Genomic DNA, 20,786 nt, shown 5'->3' with positions numbered 1-20,786 from the left:
TTTCACCTCCGATTGATATTTTCTCCAAGGTAAAAAATGTCATACAACAGGTTTAATGTTATTTTTATATAATAGCTACAAGTCGATGGGGCATCTTGGCAAAATAGGCATCCTTCTAAAATAAAGGTTTCTTATCTATCCATGATTAAAATATTTTATACAATAAGAAAAACTTATAAAAAGCAATAACTTTCTTGTTATTTACTTATAACTCACAATGTATTAAAATTGGAATTGCAAGAAAAGTTCGGATGGATGAAAAAATTCAAACTTTTCGACAATTAACCTTGTTTTGGTATAATTGAGTACGAATAGGGGGTAATACATATGTCAAAAAATGATGTTTTAGCAAAAAATGACGTTTTCCAATCACGGACATCGTTTGATTTGAACGGCAAAAAGTACAATTATTATCGATTGAGCGCGCTTGAGGAAGCGGGTCTTGGAAACATTTCTAGACTACCATATTCCATTAAAGTGTTGCTTGAATCTGTGTTACGTCAATACGACGGACGCGTTATTACGAAAGAGCACGTAGAAAACCTTGCAAAATGGGGAACAAGCGAAGTAAAAGATATCGACGTTCCTTTCAAACCTTCACGTGTTATTCTTCAAGACTTCACTGGGGTACCAGCAGTAGTTGACCTTGCTTCATTACGTAAAGCAATGGCTGACATGGGTGGAGATCCTGATAAAATCAATCCTGAAAAAACGGTTGACCTTGTAATCGACCATTCAGTACAGGTTGATAACTATGGTACAGCAAGTTCTTTAGAAGCTAACATGGAATTAGAATTTGAACGGAACGCTGAGCGTTATCAATTCCTAAGCTGGGCACAAAAAGCATTCAACAACTATCGTGCAGTTCCACCTGCAACAGGTATTGTTCATCAAGTTAACCTTGAGTATCTTGCTGATGTTGTTCATGTTGCAACAACTGAAGATGGTGAGCTTGAAGCATATCCTGATACTTTAGTTGGTACAGACTCCCATACAACGATGATCAACGGTATCGGTGTTCTTGGTTGGGGTGTTGGTGGTATCGAAGCAGAGGCTGGTATGCTTGGTCAACCTTCATACTTCCCAGTACCAGAAGTTATTGGGGTTAAACTTGTTGGTGAGCTTCCAAACGGAGCAACGGCTACTGACCTTGCATTAAAAGTAACCCAAGTTCTACGTGGTGCTGGCGTTGTTGGTAAATTCGTTGAGTTCTTTGGTCCTGGCGTATCTTCTTTACCTTTAGCAGACCGTGCAACCGTTGCAAACATGGCTCCAGAATATGGTGCTACATGCGGATTCTTCCCAATTGATGGCGAATCTTTAGCATACCTACGTTTAACTGGCCGTGATGAAGAAGCCGTTAAAGTAGTAGAAAAATATTGCCAAGAAAACGGCTTATTCTTAGATCCAAGCGATGAGCCTGTTTATACTAAAGTAATTGAAATTGACTTAACTGCAATCGAAGCAAATCTTTCTGGACCAAAGCGTCCACAAGATTTAATTCCACTTTCTCAAATGAAAGAAACTTTCGTAAATGCAGTTAGCGCACCACAAGGAAATCAAGGTTTCGGCTTAACTGAAGCTGAGCTTGACAGAGAAATCACTGTTAAGTTTGACAATGGTGATGAAGCTGTTATGAAAACTGGTGCGATTGCAATCGCTGCAATCACTAGCTGTACAAACACTTCTAACCCATACGTACTAGTTGGTGCTGGTTTAGTTGCGAAAAAAGCAGTTGAACTTGGTCTTGAAGTACCTAAATTTGTTAAAACTTCATTAGCTCCTGGTTCTAAAGTAGTAACTGGATACCTTCGTGATTCTGGTTTACTTCCATACCTTGAGCAATTAGGATTTAATACAGTTGGATACGGATGTACTACCTGTATCGGTAACTCCGGCCCATTAAAAGATGAAATCGAAAAAGCTGTTGCTGATAGCGATCTTCTTGTTACTTCAGTACTTTCTGGTAACCGTAACTTTGAAGGACGTATCCATCCGCTCGTAAAAGGTAACTACCTTGCATCTCCACCTCTTGTAGTGGCATATGCATTAGCTGGGAACGTAAATATCGACCTTCAAAACGATGTGATTGGTAAAGATAAAGCTGGCAACGATGTATTCTTCAAAGACATTTGGCCATCAACTGCTGAAGTAAACGAAGTGGTTAAACAAACAGTTACACCTGAATTGTTCCGCAAAGAATACGAAAACGTATTCGGTGACAATGCTCGTTGGAACGAAATCAAAACTAGCAATGAGCCATTATACACATGGGATGAGGATTCTACTTATATTGCGAACCCTCCATTCTTCGAAGGTTTAAAACCAGATCCAGAAGAAGTTAAGCCATTATCCGGTTTACGTGTAGTTGGTAAATTTGGTGATTCAGTAACTACTGACCACATTTCACCAGCTGGATCAATCGGTAAAGATACACCTGCAGGTAAATACTTGCTAGAAAAAGGCGTTTCTCCTCGTGACTTCAATTCTTACGGTTCACGCCGTGGTAATCATGAAGTAATGATGAGAGGAACATTCGCTAACATTCGTATTCGTAACCAAGTGGCTCCAGGTACAGAAGGTGGATTCACTACTTACTGGCCAACAGGTGAAGTAACCTCTATCTTTGATGCATGTATGAAATATAAAGAAGATGGTACTGGTCTAGCAATCCTTGCTGGTAACGATTACGGTATGGGATCTTCTCGTGACTGGGCTGCAAAAGGTACTAACCTATTAGGAATCAAAACTGTTATCGCTCAAAGCTTCGAGCGTATCCACCGTTCTAACCTAGTGTTAATGGGTGTTCTTCCGCTTCAATTCAAAGCAGGCGAAAGTGCAGAAACACTTGGTTTAACTGGTAAAGAAACGATCGATGTTCAAGTCGATGAAAACGTAAGACCACGCGACATTCTTAAAGTTACGGCTACTGATGAAGCTGGTAATAAGAAAGAATTCGAAGTAATCGTTCGCTTTGATTCTGAAGTAGAAATCGATTACTACCGTCACGGTGGTATCTTACAAATGGTATTACGTGAAAAAATTAAGGGATAATAATTAACTCCTTTAAGGGCGTCCGGTCATCATAGATCGGACGTCTTTTTATGTGCCAGCATTTAGGTTTCAGAATTGTAACATATTTATCTTGTTAATATCTTTATTTTTCACTAATTATTAGGTTAAAATAATGAAGAATATATTTTAAAGAAATGAAGGGGGCGCAGCATGGTTAAAAAAGTAATTGCTGCAGTTATTTTAGTGGCCTTGTTTGCCGTTGCCATGGTGCATGCAATGGATAAAGAAGAAACCAATACCAATTCACAAAAAACTGGCATTGAGGTCGGAAATAAAGCGCCAGATTTTGAATTAAAAACTTTAACTGGAGATTCAGTTAAGTTATCTGACTACAAAGGTAAAAAAGTAATGCTGAATTTCTGGGCTACATGGTGTCCTCCATGTAAAGCAGAAATGCCTGAAATGCAGAAATTTTATGTGTCTAATAAAGAAAACGTAGAAATCTTAGCGGTTAATATGGATCCTAAAAACGATGTAGCTGGCTTTGTTAAAAATGGTGGATATACATTTCCCATCCTATTAGATGAAAAAAATGAAGTAAATCAGGACTACGGAATCGTCTCTATACCGACAACGTTTTTTATTGATGAACAAGGAGTTATTACACATAAAATTAACGGTCAAATGAAATTAGAGGATATGGAAAACAATAATTAATTTTTGTAGGGACTAACTTTTTCAGTTGGTCCTTTTTATATTCTTTTTAGCTTAAATATATAAAATTCGGTAATTAAGATTATTACTATAAAAAATACTTAAAGAAATTTTCAAAAAGTTGTAATAATTGTAACCGTTTCCGTCCATAATAGCTGATACAATAAACACAAGGAAGGTGATTAACATGAGAAAACCTAGAAAACGTTCCTTTGCAGAATTAGTTTCAGAAAATAAACGTCAACTATTAAGTGATCGTGCTGCAATGGAAAAAATCGAAAATCGTATCGAGGAAAAGAGATTGGAAAAAGCTGAGTAAATTTGATTCTATTTCCTAATTATCATTCCCTCTTAAATGGGTAAGCTATTTTTGAGGAGGGATATTAATGGGAAATCAAAAGAAGAGACATCAAGCTTTTCAACCAGAAACCCTTGGAACGCAACCCCGTGGCTTTGGAGGAAATAAGGGGAAGCAAATGCAGGATACATCAGGTAAGCATGCCCAAGTTATCCAAACCAAAGGGGAATAATATAAATGGATTCAACCCACCAATCGGTGGGTTTTTGTTTGCTTCTCTTAAAACGATTCAGGTAGGAAATTTGAAATGTTTTCCTTTATATTTTTTCCGTTTCGTAACAAACTAATTTTGTAACAAGCCCATTACAAAGGAGGACCAAGGATGGCAAACTACAACAACAAGCCAAACCCAGATGACCGCAGCGATAACGTAGAAAAGCTTCAGGAAATGATCTGCAACACGATTGAAAACATGGAAGAAGCTGAAGCGGCTTTGGAATTTGCTAGTTCTGAGGAAAAAGAACAAATCGAAGCAAAAAATGAACGGCGACGGGAAAGCCTTGATGCAATGCGATTAGAAGTAAAGGATGAAGCACGCGCCCGCAAATAATATAGTAGTGATAGAAAAGACCTATCCAAGCTGGATGGGTCTTTTCTATCGTTGTTTTCCCTCATTCGCTCAAATTTTTCTCATAAGCAAAGTACTTTCTTTTTCAATAAGCAAATGGGTAAGATAAGAATAGTGAATTTAATGTAAAGAAGTGATACATGGTGATACAACAGAAGAATCAGCAACAGATTATTTCGAAAATTAATGAATGGGAGAAAGTGATCAATGAGAAAGGCTACCTCGTAGATGAGGCCGATCTATTTTCATTGATGAAAAATATCGATGAAGATTCTAATCCTCAGTTAATTTCGAAGCTGCTAACTCTTGCTGCCTTATCCAGGGCAGGACGAAGTAAGGCGGATTCACTAGGATATGCTTGGATGGAAAAAGCATTAACTTTAAATCCGCTTAATCAACAGGCAATATCTTATTTGGCACAAAATGATGCGAGTAATAGAATGAATCTTTTTGAACACTTAACATTTCCTCCCTTAAGAGAAACGGATAACAAACAGGCCAAAAAGAAAGGAGCAGACCACTACCTTTCTTTATGTCGCCATTTTTTAAGTGAAGCAGAGCTACATTTAAAAAATTTACATAAGCGCTTAGAGGTTGTTGAATCTCTATCTAATGAGAAGCTGATCCAACACTATCATGGGCTCATTAATCTGATAAATGAAGGGATTGAAATTGTCACTGAGTTAAAAAAAGCAACAGAGAGCTTTGAACAATCACTAACCGGCGTCTTTTATCATTCCGCAAGCTATGATGAAATGAAATATCAGCTCCTTCTGCTTGAGCAAGTAAAATCCGAGTGGGAAAATAAAAAAGGGCAGAATTCAATCACACAGGAAACACCGGAGCTAAGCTCGTTGGAATTAATCCAATCAATGGTTGGCCTTAGCGAAGTAAAGGAAAGAGTAAATCAATTGTATCGCTTTTTAAAATACAATAAAAAAAGAAAAGAACTTGGTTTTCATATCCACGATGAAATTAGATTGGATATGATTTTAACAGGGAATCCTGGAACGGGTAAAACGACACTGGCTCGACTGTTGGCTAAAATCTATTATGAACTTGGAATTTTACCGAGAGAAGAGGTAATAGAAGCGGACAGGTCTCAACTTGTTGGAGCCTTTGTAGGACAAACGGAAGAAAATGTTCGAGCCATAGTTGAAAAAGCATTAGGCGGAGTGTTATTTATCGATGAAGCCTATAGCTTAAGCAGAGAAGGACAATCGGGTAATGACTATGGACAAACCGCCATCGATACCCTCGTCTCGCTCATGACTGGTCAGGAATACGGAGGGAAATTTGCTGTTGTACTTGCGGGCTACCCTGAGGAAATGCGGACGTTCCTGCAGGCAAATCCTGGTCTGCGAAGCCGTTTTCCTTCCTCTAATCAAATCCACTTACCAAATTATTCAAATGAAGAATTAATGTTGATTGCAGAAAAGGTAGCCGGTGATAATGATTATCTTCTAACGGATACTGCAAAGCATGAGATAATGAATAGGCTGGATAAAGAGCGAGTAGATGAAACGTTTGGAAATGCAAGGACTGTCAAAAATATCATAATAGATGCTATATTTAAAAAGGGTGCAGAAAACGACCTTAGTGACAACATGATCGAATACACGCTCCTAGAAAAGGGAGATTTTGAATTAACTGAGCCAACACAGAATGAAGTTCCATCACAACGATTACAGCAATTAATTGGGCTTCAAGAAGTGAAGAATGAGGTCGCGACTGTTGTTTCTTTTGTTAAGATCCAACAGCATCGAAGAGAACATGGGCTTCCAGTGGTACCGATTCAATTGCATGCTGTTTTCTCTGGAAATCCAGGTACAGGTAAAACCACTGTCGCAAAAATATATGCGGAATTGCTAAAGGATTGTGGGATTCTGAAACGAGGCCATTTAGTCGTGGCAAGTCGTGCTGATTTTGTTGCAGGCTATGTTGGACAAACAGCCATCAAGACTAAGAAAAAAATCCGTGATGCACTTGGCGGCGTTTTATTTATTGATGAAGCGTATTCCCTTTTAGGCCAAACAAATGGAGATTTTGGCAGAGAGGTGATTGATACGCTAGTTGATGAGATGACGAAGCATAATGAAAATTTGGTCGTTGTTCTCGCTGGTTATCCAAATGAGATGAATCAGTTGTTAGAAAGCAACCCAGGTTTGCGTTCCCGTTTTAAAAAGTTCATTACCTTTCAAGATTATACAATTGAAGAACTGCTTCAAATTATGGTTCGCTATGCAGGTTTGTATCAATATGAGCTGACGGAAGAGGCAAAGGAATATGTTTACAAGTATTTACAAGAAAACTCTCCAAAAGGAAATGGTCGTTTAGCAACCAATGTGATCGACGAAGCCATTCAAGCACAAGCCTTAAGAATCGTAGATGAAATTTACAATGGGACATTTTCAGAAATTGCAAGTCTGATTGATACGAAAGATATAAAAATCGCTTTTAAAAAACTATTAAATGGAGATTAGGACCATTTTCTTGATTTGTAAAATGATGATAACAAAGTTTGTTGGTTCGGAAGCTTAAATATTTAGTTAAAGGGGAATCACTACATGCTAGTCTCAAAAAAGGAAATAGAAGTACGATATGCGGAAACGGATCAAATGGGAGTAGTGTACCATGCAAATTACCTCGTTTGGATGGAGCTAGGGAGAACAAAATTAATTCAGGACTTAGGCTATAATTATGCTGAAATGGAAAAAGACGGTATTATTTCGCCTGTTATCGATATCGCAGCTTCTTATAAAAAACCGTTGCGCTATGGTGAATCAGCCGTTATACATACTTGGATTGAAGCATACGACGGATTTCGCGTAACCTATGGTTATGAAATCTTTAATGATCGTAACGAACTTTCGGTAACAGGCGAATCGAAACATGTATGTGTCAAAAAGGATTCATTCCGCCCGATTTCGATTAAGCGCTCTTACCCTGAGTGGCACGCGGCTTATGAAAAAGCAAAAAAGCAACCGGAATAAGTTAGCAAGAGGTGTGATTATGGCTTTTGGAATAAAGCGGAAAGAATTATTAGAGTGGAAGCAGAAGGTGTCTGAAGGGAAAATTGCTTTTATTACACATTACTGGATTGATGACCGGTTTCCAGAGTGTAAAACAGTTACAAAAGTTGGCTGCAGTGATCTTGATAAGTTAATTTCATGGGGGAAGCAATACGGTTTAAGACCCGAATGGATTGATGGTCGAAATATCCAATATCCTCATTTTGATTTACTTGGTGAAAAACAAAAAGAGATTCTTCTGAAAGAAGGATTAGAAGAGTTAATCTGGTAACGAAAGAATAATACAAAAAAAGCAGGCGAGGGTGCCTGCTTTCTTTATTCAGAAATACGAAATTCTGGTTCAGAGTAGCTTGTATTAAAATCAATATAAAGATCTTTATCATCAAAATACCATAAATCCTTATCTTCAATAAAAAAAGTCACTCCATCTATTTCTTCACTTGCTCCGATATCCATTGGTTCATCAGTTGAGAGACCGAGGGAAAAACCCTTTTGGAATGTACTTACTCCACCATAACGAGCATAGAAACGAACGTAATCACCCTTATTTAAATACAATTCATCCTTATACCATTCTGCTGCTTCATGACTTACGTGGATTTTCATTTCTGAAAAACTCCTCTCCTTGGTATGGTTTTATTATAAAAGTGTGAAATACGAATGTCGATGACAAAACCCCTATATACATAGTAAATTCAAGATTCTGTAATACATTTGCCACGAAACGGATAAAAAGATTTTATTGCATTTGCTGTAAAACCAATTCGGTATTGATAGATGTAAAATATTATTATTTGGTAAGCCATTGTGCCATATGGTTTGTGATTTCTTCATTTTTCTCTGCTGCATTAGGTAATCCATAAGCAGTAGCATCTTTAAGTGGAACAACACGATAGTCGGTTAATTCTTGATTGGAAACATAAGTTGGGATAAAGGAAGGATCTGACAATTGTATTTCCACACCAGTCGATTTAATCGTTTTTTTAATCGTAATTGTCGCTAGTCCACCAATGTCCTTATAATCATGCATTTGACCTGACAGAAAATTTCCTAGTGAGTAAAAAACAAATGCTTCACGTCCGTCATCAGCCTTCAGCCATTCCATTGGCTGAAGGACATGAGGATGATGCCCAATGATGATATCAGCGCCAGCATTAACTAGATATTGAGCCAGATCTTTTTGAGCAACAGAAGGCATCCGTTGATATTCATTGCCCCAATGCACACCCATTATAACGACGTCAGCCATTTGCTTTGCTCGCGCGATCTCTGCTTTCATTTTTTCCTGATCAATTAAATTAACTAGGTAATCTTTTCCGGCTGGAATGGGAATCCCATTCGTTCCGTATGTATAGGAAAGGATGGCTGCCTTTATACCATTTATGTTCATCACTCTTATCGTCTGCTGGTCCTGTGCGTCTTTAAACGCACCAACATAAGGCAAGCCCACTTTATTAAAATAGTCTATCTCAGTAAGTATCCCTTTTTCTCCTTTATCCAGACTATGGTTATTTGCATTTGTCACAAAATCGACGCCAGCATCAATAAAAGCATCTCCAACTTCCTGCGGACTATTAAAGGTCGGATAACTAGAAAGTCCCAGGTCAACACCACCGAGAATGGTTTCTTGATTTGCAATTAGGAAATCTGGCTGTTGCAAATAGGATTTTATAGGTGAGAGCATAGGTTTGAAATCATAGGTAGAACCTGTTTTAGCATCCTCATATACCCAGTCATGAATTAAAATATCTCCAATAGCACCAACTGTAGCGGTTTGGACAAGTTCTTTTTTTGAATCAAATTGGGTTCGAGCTGAATGGGCAGTAACTTTGACCTTTTTTGTTTCATTATTTGCGGTAGTGCCTAAACTTGTTTGCAAAAAGAAGAAAGAGACAACTCCAATCGTAACAATAGATAGGAAAATTGTAATCATTGCACTTTTTTTCATAATAGACTCCTTAAAAGTAAAAAAGTATCGTTTATTTTACTATAATATATTTTGTGCATTCAAATTTACTTAATTATAAATATCGAAACAAAAAAAGGGTTGATTCCTAAAGCAGAGGTGTAAACCTCATAAAACTGCCTTAGTGAGTCAGACCCTTTTTGAATTCTATCGGTTGGCAAAGGTGAATTAATCAATTGTCTCAAAAAAATCAATTAGTTCCTCAAAGTTGGTAATAACTTTTTTAGGAGAACCGTCACAAGTCTGATTGGGAGAGTAATCAAAAAGTTCCAATATGAATTCATCAACCGGACTATCACCATTCACGCTACTTGCAGTAGTAGAAAAGATGAACTCATCTTGATTACCTTTTGAATTTATCATAAATAACACCTTCCTCCATTCGTTACTATTATTTTATCCTGTAACAGGAAGGAATTTTCATTATTTTTTGACAAATTCATGACTCATAGACATAAGTCACACGATTAGATAGGATAACATAAAATGGAAAATATTAAACAGCATTAGTTTAGATAGATTGGTAGTTGAATGACAAAGGATGTTCCGAGAGAAGGGATGCTAGTTACAGTAATCGTTCCAGCATGATCCTCAATGATTTTTTTGCAAACAGTAAGTCCGATCCCTGTACCTTCAGCTTTCGTCGAAAAGAAAGGTACAAAAAGATTTTCAATCGTCTCATTGTCCATCCCAATTCCATTATCCTCAATCCGTAGAATGACTGAACCGTCTTGGATAATCGATTGGATTCGAATTAACCCGCTTTCTTTGTTCGGATTTTGATCGATAGCCTCAATCGCATTTTTCACCAGATTAACCAACACTTGCTTGATTTGCTTTATATCAATATAAAGCTGAGCTTTTACATCATCCAAGTACATTTCTAACTCAATATTCCGGAGAATGGTTTCACTTTCATAAAGCATGACGATGTCTTTAACTAATTTATCCACTTCAATGATTTGCTTTTTATTTTGTTGGGGTTTTGCTGCATTTAAAAATTCATAAATAATTTCATTTGCCCGATCAATTTCCTCTAAAGCGATAATGGCATATTCCTCTTTGCCAATTTCAGCTAAATGAGGTTGGATTAGCTGGATAAACCCTTTTACTGTTGTAAGTGGATTCCGAATTTCATGGGCAATCCCTGCTGCGAGTTGTCCAATCGTGGCCAAATGCTCTGAAAGAATAGCAGCATCCTTCATTTGAGTCATCTTTTGAGTAAAACAATCCTTATTTGCTTCTAATTCAACATTTAAATGAGATATTTTTCTTTCTACAGTATCCAGCATTTCATGAATCTCTGGTGAAGATACAACAGACGGTACACAAAGTAAATGGGTGGAACCGTCACTTGGGATGATTTTGTATACGTTAAATAATCCAATTTGGTTGTCATTTACCAGCATTTTGAGATCCAATAAATCAGCTTCGACATTGTTTTGTAAGAACTCTTTTACGATCGACCAATGCGAAGAATGGACTAACTCCAAAAAAGAAATAGAATCTGAAAATCGTTCATTTGCAGACTTCGATGAAAACAAAATTTGATATTTTGTATCAATGATAAAGTAAGGAAAAGGCATTTGTTCAAAAAGCGAATTATCCATTTGCATTACCAACCATCCTTATGCTTGTAGTTTGTTGTCTGTTCATTCATCTATCGTTTAATCTACAAAAATTTTATGAAGAAGAAGATTAAAGTATGTCGATTATTGAAAAAATATTTGTCGGTGATATTCATCACATCAATGTACAGATATCATACCAAATAAATCCAATTAAGGACATGATATTTACGAAAAAAATGTCAAATATTCTTTATATTTTAATAATTGAAATAAAAAAGAACCTTCATAAAGGTTCTTTAGAATTTTAATCGTTGTCATCTTCAAGGAAGTTGGCTACAGCCACTTTATTTTAGGTTCGGTTTTATCGATAATTCGTTTTATATTTGCTCGATGACGGTAAATAACAAAAGAGCTTAGTACTCCGACAACTATAATTAATGCTAGATCTCCATCAATCAGTGCATAGGTGAGAGCGGCTACTGCTGCCAACATGGATGATAGGGAAACATATTTAGTAATATACAAGCTAATAAAGAAGGTTACTAACAAAATAATAAACATAAATGGGGCATATGCTAATAGAATTCCACCAGAGGTTGCAACTGCTTTTCCTCCTCTGAAACCTGGCAAAAATGGGGTACATATGTCCAATTACTGCAATAACGCCTGCAATCAGCGGATGTAAATCAGCGCCAAACCATTTTGCCAGCAAGACAGCTAAGGTTCCTTTTAAAATATCAGCAGAGGTGACGGTCATTCCTGCTTTTTTACCTAACGTTCTAAATGTATTGGTCCCACCTAAGTTTCCACTTCCATGCTCACGTATGTCAATTCCGTAAAATACTTTTCCAACAATAAGACCCGAGGGAATTGAGCCAAGTAAGTATGCGATGACTAAAATAATTGCGTTAATTGCCATAAAATGTCTCCTTCAACCTATTCATAATTCGTTATTATATTGTATCATCTTTTTTCAAAAACTCCATGTGTATTCCGTAGCTTTTCTTTCGTTTTAAGGTTATAAACTATATTTTTGTGTAGATTGTAGTTCAATTATCCGCTTTTTTTCCAGTAAATCCTTTGATAAGATTAATCTAGTGTCTTATAAATATATTTTATTTGTACTTAAATAAAACAGATTTTGTTTATTAGGAGGAGATTTGCCTGGCAAGATTACAACTTCACAAGAAAAAATCAATTCCTACTGGTTACCTAATTGCTGGTATTATTTTTGGTGTCCTTTTGGTCTTATCTAGTATTCTGCTATTCTTTTATCCATTTGCCTCAAAAGAAAAAGCGGCATATTTTAAAGGGGAATATCCAATCGTTTTTTCAGGACAGCAAACAGGGAATGCCATACTAATTGATGAGAACATTTACATTCCGTTTCAATTCTTAAAGAAACTTGATAACAGTGTATGGTTTGATGAAACATCACAGTCAGTGATTATTACTACTGCAGATAAAGTGGTGCAAATGCCGTCTGAATCGTTAACATACTTTATTAACCAAAAGCCGGTAAACATCGAGATTCCTGCATTGACAAAAAAGGCTGGCGAGCACTATATTGCACTTAAAACGATACTGCCGTTTTATCCGATTCAATTCGAAATTTCAGAAGATACAAAAGCTGTATTTATCAGGAAAAACGGAGAAAAGCTTAAACCTGCGAACATTACGACGAAAGACACCAATGAGGAAAACCTGCGTCTGCGCTTGAAAAATACGCTGATGTCCCCCTATACTGCGCAAACAAAGGCTAATGAGTCAATTTATATTGAGAGCGAAAGGGGAGATTACTATTTTGTGAGAAAAGAAAACGGAATAGCCGGGTATATCAATAAGAAATTCGTATCAGCAAAAAAAACAGAGATGGTATACGTTGAGCGTTCGAACACTAAAGTAACACTACCTGTTTTAGCAAGTCCATTCCATTTGACATGGGAAGCGGTTTATTCAAAGAACCCTAATACGAATTCAATTGCTGATATGCCAGGTGTTAATATTGTTTCTCCAACTTGGTTCAAGCTAGCGGCGGCAGATGGTATGGTTCATAATATCGCGTCAATTGATTATGTGAACTGGGCAAAGGGAAAAGGTTATCAGGTATGGGGGCTCTTTTCAAATGACTTTAATCCTGATTTAACCCACGCAGCCTTAACTAATTTCGAAACAAGACAAAACATTATTCGTCAGCTTCTTTCCTTTAGTCAAATGTATCACTTGGATGGAATAAACATTGATATCGAAAACGTTAACGATGAGGACGGACCGCTTATTACGCAATTCGTGCGAGAGGCTACACCGTATTTACATGCAGCGGGATTGTATGTTTCAATGGACATCACCTTCATTTCATCAAGTGGAAACTGGTCAGGGTTTTATGAACGAGAAAAACTTGGCGAAATCGTAGATTATTTAGTTGTTATGGCCTATGACGAGCATTGGGGAAGTTCTCCTGTTTCGGGAAGTGTGGCAAGCCTGCCTTGGGTTGAAAATAACCTGCAAAGTCTGCTCAAACAAGTTCCAAATGAAAAATTAGTACTTGGTGTTCCGCTCTATACAAGGTTATGGAAGGAAGAAACCGATGCTGATGGTGCGATAAAGGTTACCTCAAAAGCGATGTCGATGACAGAAATTAGCCAGTGGTTACAGGAGCATCAGCTTACTCCTGTTTATGATGAAGAGAGTGGACAAAACTATGCGGAATATTATTCTGAACCGGATCATGCCACCTATAAGGTTTGGCTTGAAGATGAGGTATCATTGAAAAAACGATCAGAATTGGTTACCAAATACCAGCTTGCTGGTGTAGCAAGCTGGTCTCGATATTTTGCAGCACCTACAGCTTGGTCCGCTCTGCAAATACCAAATAAAGAGGTTGCTCAAGAATAACTAACATGTATTAAGCTTAAATGTCATTTTGTTGTTAAGATCGGTAAACATCGCCAAGCAAGTTAATGGGAATATTTCCTTAATATAGGTAAAATAATATTACAAGTTGACTATTGATGGTGGGAGTGTTGAAATTTGGCAATAGAAAATCCTAGTCGAGAACAAATCGGTGCATTTTTAAAAAAAGCAAAAAGAATTGCAGTAATTGGATTAAGTGACAATCCTGAACGAACATCCTACACTGTTTCAAAAGCTATGCAGGATGCTGGTTATGAAATCATTCCTGTAAATCCACAAGTAGAAGAAGTTCTCGGGGTGAAAGCAGTTGCTAGTTTAACCGACATTGAGGGGCATATTGATATTGTCAATGTTTTTCGTCGCTCAGAGTTTTTACCACAGGTAGCTGAGGAATTCCTGAAAGTAGATGCTGATATCTTTTGGGCCCAACTGGGTGTAGAACACGAGGGAGTATTTAAACAGCTTACAGAAAAAGGCTACACGGTCATTATGGATCGTTGTATCAAGGTCGAGCACGCATTAACCAAATAGGAATGAAAATTGGCATGAGACCGATCTCATGCCAATTTATTTTGTAAAAAGCAGTGTTTGATACCCTTGTTGATTTTGAGCGAACTGTTGATTGCAGCGGAAGGTGCGAGACTCCTGCGGGAGAAGGTGTCTCGGGAGACCCCACAGGCGCCAAGGCGCCGAGGAGGCTCCCGGACTCCCCGCGGAAAGGGAGCACCTGGAGCGGAAAGCAACTGACAGATTTATATAGCTATGTAAAAAAACAATAAAAAAGGTAAAATTGGTAAGGTCTGCAGTTTCATGTAATTTCTACAAATTCGTGAGCAATTCCAAGAACCGTTTGCCAAAAACAAATAAATCGATACAATAAAGCATAGACACTTCAACTTTGTATGATAAAATATACTATCTCGAACGTTCGTTCTGAAATGATATTTTCAAAAAAACAACAGGAAAATACGAATCATTAGACGAATAGTATCAAAGTTAGACAACATGGTGTTCCATGATTATGATGGTGTAACACCATTTAGGTTTTGTAAGTATGAAAGGGGTATGTTCGTGGCAAGGAACCAGCAAGTATTTGATTACAATGATGACGCCATCCAGGTGCTCGAGGGGCTCGAGGCAGTTCGGAAAAGGCCTGGAATGTACATTGGCAGCACCGATGCCCGCGGTCTTCACCACCTCGTATATGAAATAGTAGATAACTCTGTTGATGAAGCATTATCAGGTTTCGGAAATCATATCATTGTAAAAATCCATAAAAATAATTCAATTAGTGTCCAGGATAAAGGACGAGGCATGCCAACTGGGATGCATAAGCTCGGAAAACCAACCCCTGAGGTCATTCTTACTGTCCTCCATGCAGGTGGGAAATTTGGTCAAGGTGGGTATAAAACGAGCGGTGGCTTGCATGGTGTAGGTGCATCCGTCGTAAACGCCTTATCAGAATGGCTCATCGTCACGATTAAACGTGATGGATTTATTTATGAGCAGCGTTTTGAAAATGGAGGAAAACCAGTCACAACACTGGAGAAAATCGGGAAAACAAACCAAACAGGTACGACCATCCATTTCAAACCCGATCCAACCATCTTTTCAACAACTACGTACAATTATGAAACGTTATGTGAACGATTGCGTGAATCCGCCTTTTTGTTAAAAGGCATGAAAATTGAAATGATTGATGAACGGAACGATGTTCAAGAGGTTTTTCATTATGAGAACGGAATCGAAGCATTTGTTGAATATTTAAACGAGGAAAAGGATGTCCTTCACCCTGTTGTTAGCTTTGAAGGCATACAGAACGGGATTGAAGTCGATTTTTCGTTTCAATTTAACGATGGATATTCTGAAAATGTACTATCCTTTGTTAATAATGTTCGAACAAAAGACGGTGGTACCCATGAAGCTGGATCAAAAACAGCGATGACTCGGATTTTCAATGATTATGCTCGCAAGGTAGGATTGTTAAAGGAAAAGGATAAAAATCTCGATGGTGCGGATATTCGTGAAGGCTTATCAGCGATTATTTCCGTGCGGATTCCAGAAGAATTATTGCAATTCGAAGGACAAACAAAAGGTAAGCTTGGAACAAGTGAAGCTCGTTCTGCAGTAGACGCGGTGGTATCGGAACATCTCTCCTATTTTCTTGAAGAAAACCCCGATATTAGTTCCCTTTTGATAAAAAAATCAGTAAAGGCTTATCAGGCACGTGAAGCTGCACGTAAAGCACGTGAAGAAGCAAGAAGTGGGAAAAAGAAAAAACGCTCTGAAGCGGTCCTTTCTGGTAAATTAACTCCAGCACAGTCCCGTAATCCCCAAAAAAATGAACTATATTTAGTTGAGGGAGATTCCGCAGGTGGCTCTGCAAAACAGGGGCGCGATCGGCGCTTTCAAGCCGTCCTGCCATTAAGAGGTAAGGTTATTAATACGGAGAAGGCAAAGCTATCCGATATTTTTAAAAACGAAGAAATAAATACCATCATCCACGCGATTGGCGGTGGTGTTGGCTCTGATTTTAGCATAGAGGATATCAATTACGATAAGGTCGTCATCATGACCGATGCGGACACAGATGGCGCGCATATTCAGGTTCTTCTATTAACCTTCTTTTATCGATATATGAAGCCATTAATCGAAAAAGGCAAGATTTTCATTGCGCTGCCACCTTTATATAAAGTGAGTAAAGGAGCAGGAAAAAAGGAAGTCATTGAGTATGCTTGGAGTGATGATGACCTTCAGGATGCAATGAAAAAGATTGGCCGTGGTTACATGATTCAGCGTTATAAAGGGCTTGGTGAAATGAACGCCGATCAGCTATGGGATACGACGATGAATCCTGATACCCGAACACTCATTCGCGTTCGCATTGATGATGCAGCCAGAGCGGAACGTCGTGTCACAACGTTAATGGGTGATAAAGTAGAACCGAGAAGAAAATGGATTGAATCGAATGTGGCTTTCGGTTTAGAAGAGGATGGTAACATTCTTGAAAATGAGAATATCAGTGTAGCAGAGGAGGAGACTGAAGGATGAGTCAAGTAGAAAAATTCCGCGATCTTCCTCTTGAAGAGGTTCTAGGTGACCGCTTCGGCCGTTATAGTAAATATATTATTCAGGAACGGGCATTACCTGATGCTCGTGATGGATTAAAACCAGTTCAACGCCGTATTTTATTTGCGATGCATGTTGAAGGGAATACGCATGACAAAGGGTTCCGAAAATCAGCTAAAACGGTCGGGAATGTAATTGGTAACTATCATCCCCATGGTGATTCTTCCGTTTATGAAGCCATGGTCCGAATGAGCCAGGATTGGAAGGTTCGCAATGTTCTAGTTGAAATGCATGGGAATAACGGTAGTGTGGATGGAGACCCTCCAGCGGCAATGCGTTATACTGAAGCGAGACTTTCGGCGATTGCTACAGAGCTTTTAAGAGATATCGATAAAGAGACGGTAGAGTTTGTACCAAACTTTGACGATACTTCAATGGAACCAACCGTTCTTCCAGCACGCTTTCCAAACCTGTTGGTTAACGGATCGACAGGAATTTCTGCTGGATATGCGACTGAAATTCCACCACACCATTTAGGAGAAGTAATTGACGCCGTCATTATGAAAATGGACAAACCTGATGTGACAGTTGATGAAATTATGACCGTCATGAAGGGGCCAGATTTCCCTACTGGCGGGATCATTCAGGGTGTTGAGGGAATTAAAAAGGCTTATGAGACAGGTAAAGGGAAAATTATTATCCGCTGTAAGTCGGAAATCGAAACCATTCGTGGCGGTAAACAGCAAATTGTCATTACTGAAATTCCGTTTGAAGTGAACAAAGCGAACTTAGTTAAAAAGATGGATGAGTTTCGTTTAGATCGAAAGCTAGAGGGTATTTCTGAAGTTCGCGATGAAACGGATCGAACGGGTTTAAGAATTGTTGTTGAATTGAAGAAGGACGCTGATGCAGAGGGTGTCTTAAATTATTTATATAAAAATAGTGATCTTCAAGTGACCTATAACTTTAATATGGTTGCCATTCATAACAAGCGTCCGAAGCAATTGGGTGTGAGAGAGCTTCTTTCAGCTTATATTGAACATCAAAAGGAAGTTGTTACGAGACGTTCACAATATGAGCTAAGAAAAGCAAGTGAACGGCAGCACATTGTTGAAGGTCTAATGAAAGCTCTTTCCATTCTCGATGAAGTGATTGCCACAATTAGAGCTTCAAAGGATAAACGAGATGCGAAGGATAACTTGATTGCTAGATTTCAATTTACTGAGGCGCAAGCAGAAGCGATTGTATCCTTGCAGCTATATCGGTTAACGAACACAGATATCACTGCTTTACGGAATGAAGCAGAGGAACTAGCGAAAAAAATTGAAGAACTCACCGCCATTTTAGGAAGCGAACAAAAGCTCCTTAATGTAATAAAAAAAGAATTAAAAGAAGTGAAAAAGAAATTTACAGACGAACGTCGTAGTATTGTACAAGCTGAAATAGAAGAAATTAAAATTAATCTTGAGGTTATGATTGCTAACGAAGATGTTATCGTGACGGTAACGGAGCATGGTTATGTAAAGCGTACTAGCCAACGGTCTTTCGCCGCATCAAACGGACAGGATTTCGCGATTAAGGATTCTGATCGATTATTGGCAAAGCTTGATATGAACACAACCGATGTATTGCTGTTGTTTACGAATAAAGGAAACTACTTATATTGTCCTGTTCATGAATTGCCGGACATTCGCTGGAAAGACATGGGACAGCATATTGCAAACATTATCCCAATTGATCGAGATGAATCGATTATTAGAGCATTACCGATTAAGGATTTTAATCCAAACCAATATCTATTGTTTGTTACCAAAAATGGGATGGTTAAAAAGACCGAGTTAAATCATTATAAAGCACAACGTTATTCAAAACCACTTGTAGCCGTTAATCTAAAGGGGGATGATGAGGTCATTGACGTCCATCTCACAGAAGGTAAGATGGAATTGTTCCTAATGTCACATTATGGCTACGCCTTGTGGTTTAATGAAGAGGAAATTAGTATTGTTGGAGCCCGTGCAGCTGGTGTGAAAGGTATGAACTTAAAAGATGGGGATTACGTAATCGGCGGAAAATTGGTTGAACCGGAGCACACGGAGTCTATTGTGATCGCAACGCAACGTGGAGCTGTGAAAAAAATGAAGTTAAATGAATTCGAATTATCTTCACGTGCAAAACGTGGCGTAGTTGTACTGAGAGAGCTTAAGTCAAATCCACATCGTGTGATTGGATTTGAAACGGTTCATAATCCAGATATTGTTCACATCGAATCCGAAAAAGGACAAACAGAATCGATTCTATGTGCTGATATACGATTTAATGATCGATATCAAAATGGGTCTTTCTTTATGGATGAATCAGATAATGGAAAATTAGTCAGACTTTATAAGGAAAAATCAGAGTCTTAAAACCTAAAACGTGTAACACCTCATATAAGTTGATATGAGGTGTTATTTTTTTACATATAAGCTTTAGTTTTTGCATTATTTTCCTGATGTTGGATACATTACGAGTAGGGAAGGTGATATCCAATGAGGAAACATCTGATTTTTTTTATTAACGTCAGCCTTTTACTTTGTCTTATTTCGACATCCGGTGTGTACGCAAAGGATAAAGGACTGGGTAGTATAGCAACATATAGGACTGAGCTTACTGGTGATCGTCATTTAGAGAAAATTCAGTTAATTAAAAAAGAAAATGATCGGCTGGAAATGGTTATTGTCTCAAAAAAAAGCTATCAAATTCCTTTACCAAAAGGGATAGAGCCAAAGATAATATTTAAAGACATGAATCAGGATTCAATAAAAGACATTTTTATATACATTTCTAGCAAGGATGACGACAAAGCAGCAACTTATATTATATATACATTAAAAGATGAAAACCTAAGCAGGATGATTGTGCCGGAAGAATTACCGGTAACAGCACAATTTAAGAATGGATATAAAGCATCAGTTCAAATCAATCAAACAGGTCAAACGTTTGTAATAGATTTAAACAAACAAAAAAAGCGATATGATCAGCAAGGAATTTATCAAAATGGAATGTTGAATGAACCAACTGAATTAATGGTAAGTGGTCTAAAAACGTTAAAACCAGTAAGATTAAGGGATTTGTCAATTGGTCTTAAAGGAAGACAATTAATTAGTGATGGTTATAATGATGAAATGATTGGGTATGTAGATTCAACCTGGAAATGGTCTAATCATCATTGGGAATTGCAAAATACCATTGTAAAGCAAGTGAAACCAAAATAAGACAGCGAACATTTGAAAGTGATTTGTGTGAAAAAAATTAAACCGCACGGACTAAAAGTTCATGTTCGCGCGGTTTATATGTACATAAGTAATCTAATGGATAAATATTTTTTAAACTAAAAATTTCGTTTCTGTCTCAATTTCTTAAGTATTCTTAGGAATTGAGATATTAAATCGGTTTTATATTTAACTTCCTTAAATAGATATTATGTAAACTTAAAAAACGATTTTTATCTTATATATGTTGTTCACTTATCTTCACCTATTTTAAATTAGTTTTTTAACCATTTTTGAAACGTTTATAAAGTGATTCCCACTGATGCACA

At 37.7% G+C, this 20,786-nt stretch carries 17 protein-coding genes and 1 pseudogene; 13 read left to right on the top strand and 5 right to left on the bottom strand.

Going from position 1 to position 20,786, the window contains the following annotated elements:
* Window positions 1-327 precede the first annotated feature (327 nt).
* From acnA to RGF10_RS12800, 8 genes are all read left to right on the top strand, one after another.
* Window positions 328-3,054 (top strand): aconitate hydratase AcnA, encoded by a 2,727-nt coding sequence (gene acnA / locus RGF10_RS12835; RefSeq protein WP_318502622.1) that lies wholly within the window; start codon window positions 328-330, stop codon window positions 3,052-3,054.
* Between the two features lie 171 nt (window positions 3,055-3,225).
* A complete protein-coding gene (locus RGF10_RS12830) occupies window positions 3,226-3,732 on the top strand; it encodes a peroxiredoxin family protein (protein WP_318502620.1) in 507 nt (168 codons plus the stop codon).
* Window positions 3,733-3,916: 184 nt separating this feature from the next.
* On the top strand, window positions 3,917-4,048 hold the full coding sequence (locus RGF10_RS12825) for an FbpB family small basic protein (RefSeq protein ID WP_318502619.1): 132 nt from the start codon (window positions 3,917-3,919) through the stop codon (window positions 4,046-4,048).
* A 67-nt stretch (window positions 4,049-4,115) separates the two neighbouring features.
* Window positions 4,116-4,259 carry an acid-soluble spore protein N gene (locus RGF10_RS12820; protein WP_318502617.1) on the top strand — a complete coding sequence of 48 codons (144 nt, stop codon included), beginning with the start codon at window positions 4,116-4,118 and terminating at the stop codon, window positions 4,257-4,259.
* A gap of 150 nt (window positions 4,260-4,409) precedes the next feature.
* Window positions 4,410-4,637, top strand: a complete 228-nt coding sequence (gene tlp / locus RGF10_RS12815) for a small acid-soluble spore protein Tlp (RefSeq protein WP_318502616.1) — start codon at window positions 4,410-4,412, stop codon at window positions 4,635-4,637.
* Between the two features lie 158 nt (window positions 4,638-4,795).
* Window positions 4,796-7,138, top strand: coding sequence for an AAA family ATPase (locus tag RGF10_RS12810; RefSeq protein ID WP_318502614.1), 2,343 nt, complete (start codon window positions 4,796-4,798; stop codon window positions 7,136-7,138).
* Window positions 7,139-7,222: 84 nt separating this feature from the next.
* Window positions 7,223-7,648 carry an acyl-CoA thioesterase gene (locus tag RGF10_RS12805; protein ID WP_318502612.1) on the top strand — a complete coding sequence of 142 codons (426 nt, stop codon included), beginning with the start codon at window positions 7,223-7,225 and terminating at the stop codon, window positions 7,646-7,648.
* A gap of 19 nt (window positions 7,649-7,667) precedes the next feature.
* Entirely contained in the window at window positions 7,668-7,958 is a 291-nt protein-coding gene (locus tag RGF10_RS12800) for a hypothetical protein (RefSeq protein ID WP_318502611.1), read from the top strand.
* A gap of 44 nt (window positions 7,959-8,002) precedes the next feature.
* On the opposite strand, the gene RGF10_RS12795 is transcribed toward RGF10_RS12800, so the two are convergent.
* The 5 genes and pseudogenes from RGF10_RS12795 to plsY all read right to left on the bottom strand — a co-directional run bounded on the left by RGF10_RS12795 (window position 8,003) and on the right by plsY (window position 12,143).
* Entirely contained in the window at window positions 8,003-8,293 is a 291-nt protein-coding gene (locus RGF10_RS12795) for a HesB/YadR/YfhF family protein (protein ID WP_318502609.1), read from the bottom strand.
* Between the two features lie 184 nt (window positions 8,294-8,477).
* Window positions 8,478-9,635 (bottom strand): CapA family protein, encoded by a 1,158-nt coding sequence (locus tag RGF10_RS12790; RefSeq protein WP_318502607.1) that lies wholly within the window; start codon window positions 9,633-9,635, stop codon window positions 8,478-8,480.
* A gap of 186 nt (window positions 9,636-9,821) precedes the next feature.
* The gene (locus RGF10_RS12785; protein ID WP_318502605.1) at window positions 9,822-10,016 is read right to left on the bottom strand and encodes a hypothetical protein; all 195 of its coding nucleotides are present in this window, start codon (window positions 10,014-10,016) and stop codon (window positions 9,822-9,824) included.
* A 143-nt stretch (window positions 10,017-10,159) separates the two neighbouring features.
* On the bottom strand, window positions 10,160-11,269 hold the full coding sequence (locus RGF10_RS12780) for an ATP-binding protein (protein WP_318502604.1): 1,110 nt from the start codon (window positions 11,267-11,269) through the stop codon (window positions 10,160-10,162).
* 288 nt (window positions 11,270-11,557) lie between these two features.
* Window positions 11,558-12,143, bottom strand: a pseudogene (plsY, locus tag RGF10_RS12775) (glycerol-3-phosphate 1-O-acyltransferase PlsY).
* A 323-nt stretch (window positions 12,144-12,466) separates the two neighbouring features.
* Between plsY and RGF10_RS12770 the strand changes: the two are divergent.
* The 5 genes from RGF10_RS12770 (at window position 12,467) to RGF10_RS12750 (ending at window position 20,460) form a co-directional block, all read left to right on the top strand.
* Entirely contained in the window at window positions 12,467-14,119 is a 1,653-nt protein-coding gene (locus RGF10_RS12770) for a glycosyl hydrolase family 18 protein (RefSeq protein WP_318502602.1), read from the top strand.
* Window positions 14,120-14,254: 135 nt separating this feature from the next.
* Entirely contained in the window at window positions 14,255-14,668 is a 414-nt protein-coding gene (locus RGF10_RS12765; protein WP_318502601.1) for a CoA-binding protein, read from the top strand.
* Between the two features lie 540 nt (window positions 14,669-15,208).
* On the top strand, window positions 15,209-17,188 hold the full coding sequence (parE, locus tag RGF10_RS12760; protein WP_318502599.1) for a DNA topoisomerase IV subunit B: 1,980 nt from the start codon (window positions 15,209-15,211) through the stop codon (window positions 17,186-17,188).
* Window positions 17,185-19,611, top strand: coding sequence for a DNA topoisomerase IV subunit A (parC, locus tag RGF10_RS12755; protein WP_318502598.1), 2,427 nt, complete (start codon window positions 17,185-17,187; stop codon window positions 19,609-19,611). Before parE ends, parC begins: the two co-directional genes overlap by 4 nt.
* A gap of 123 nt (window positions 19,612-19,734) precedes the next feature.
* The gene (locus RGF10_RS12750; protein WP_318502596.1) at window positions 19,735-20,460 is read left to right on the top strand and encodes a hypothetical protein; all 726 of its coding nucleotides are present in this window, start codon (window positions 19,735-19,737) and stop codon (window positions 20,458-20,460) included.
* The last annotated feature ends 326 nt before the right edge of the window (window positions 20,461-20,786 follow it).

The organism is Bacillus sp. T3 (genome assembly GCF_033449965.1).
Classification (GTDB): domain Bacteria; phylum Bacillota; class Bacilli; order Bacillales; family Cytobacillaceae; genus Bacillus_BU.
The sequence above is the reverse complement of the archived record's forward strand: the minus strand, read 5'-3'. Positions and strand labels throughout refer to the sequence as shown.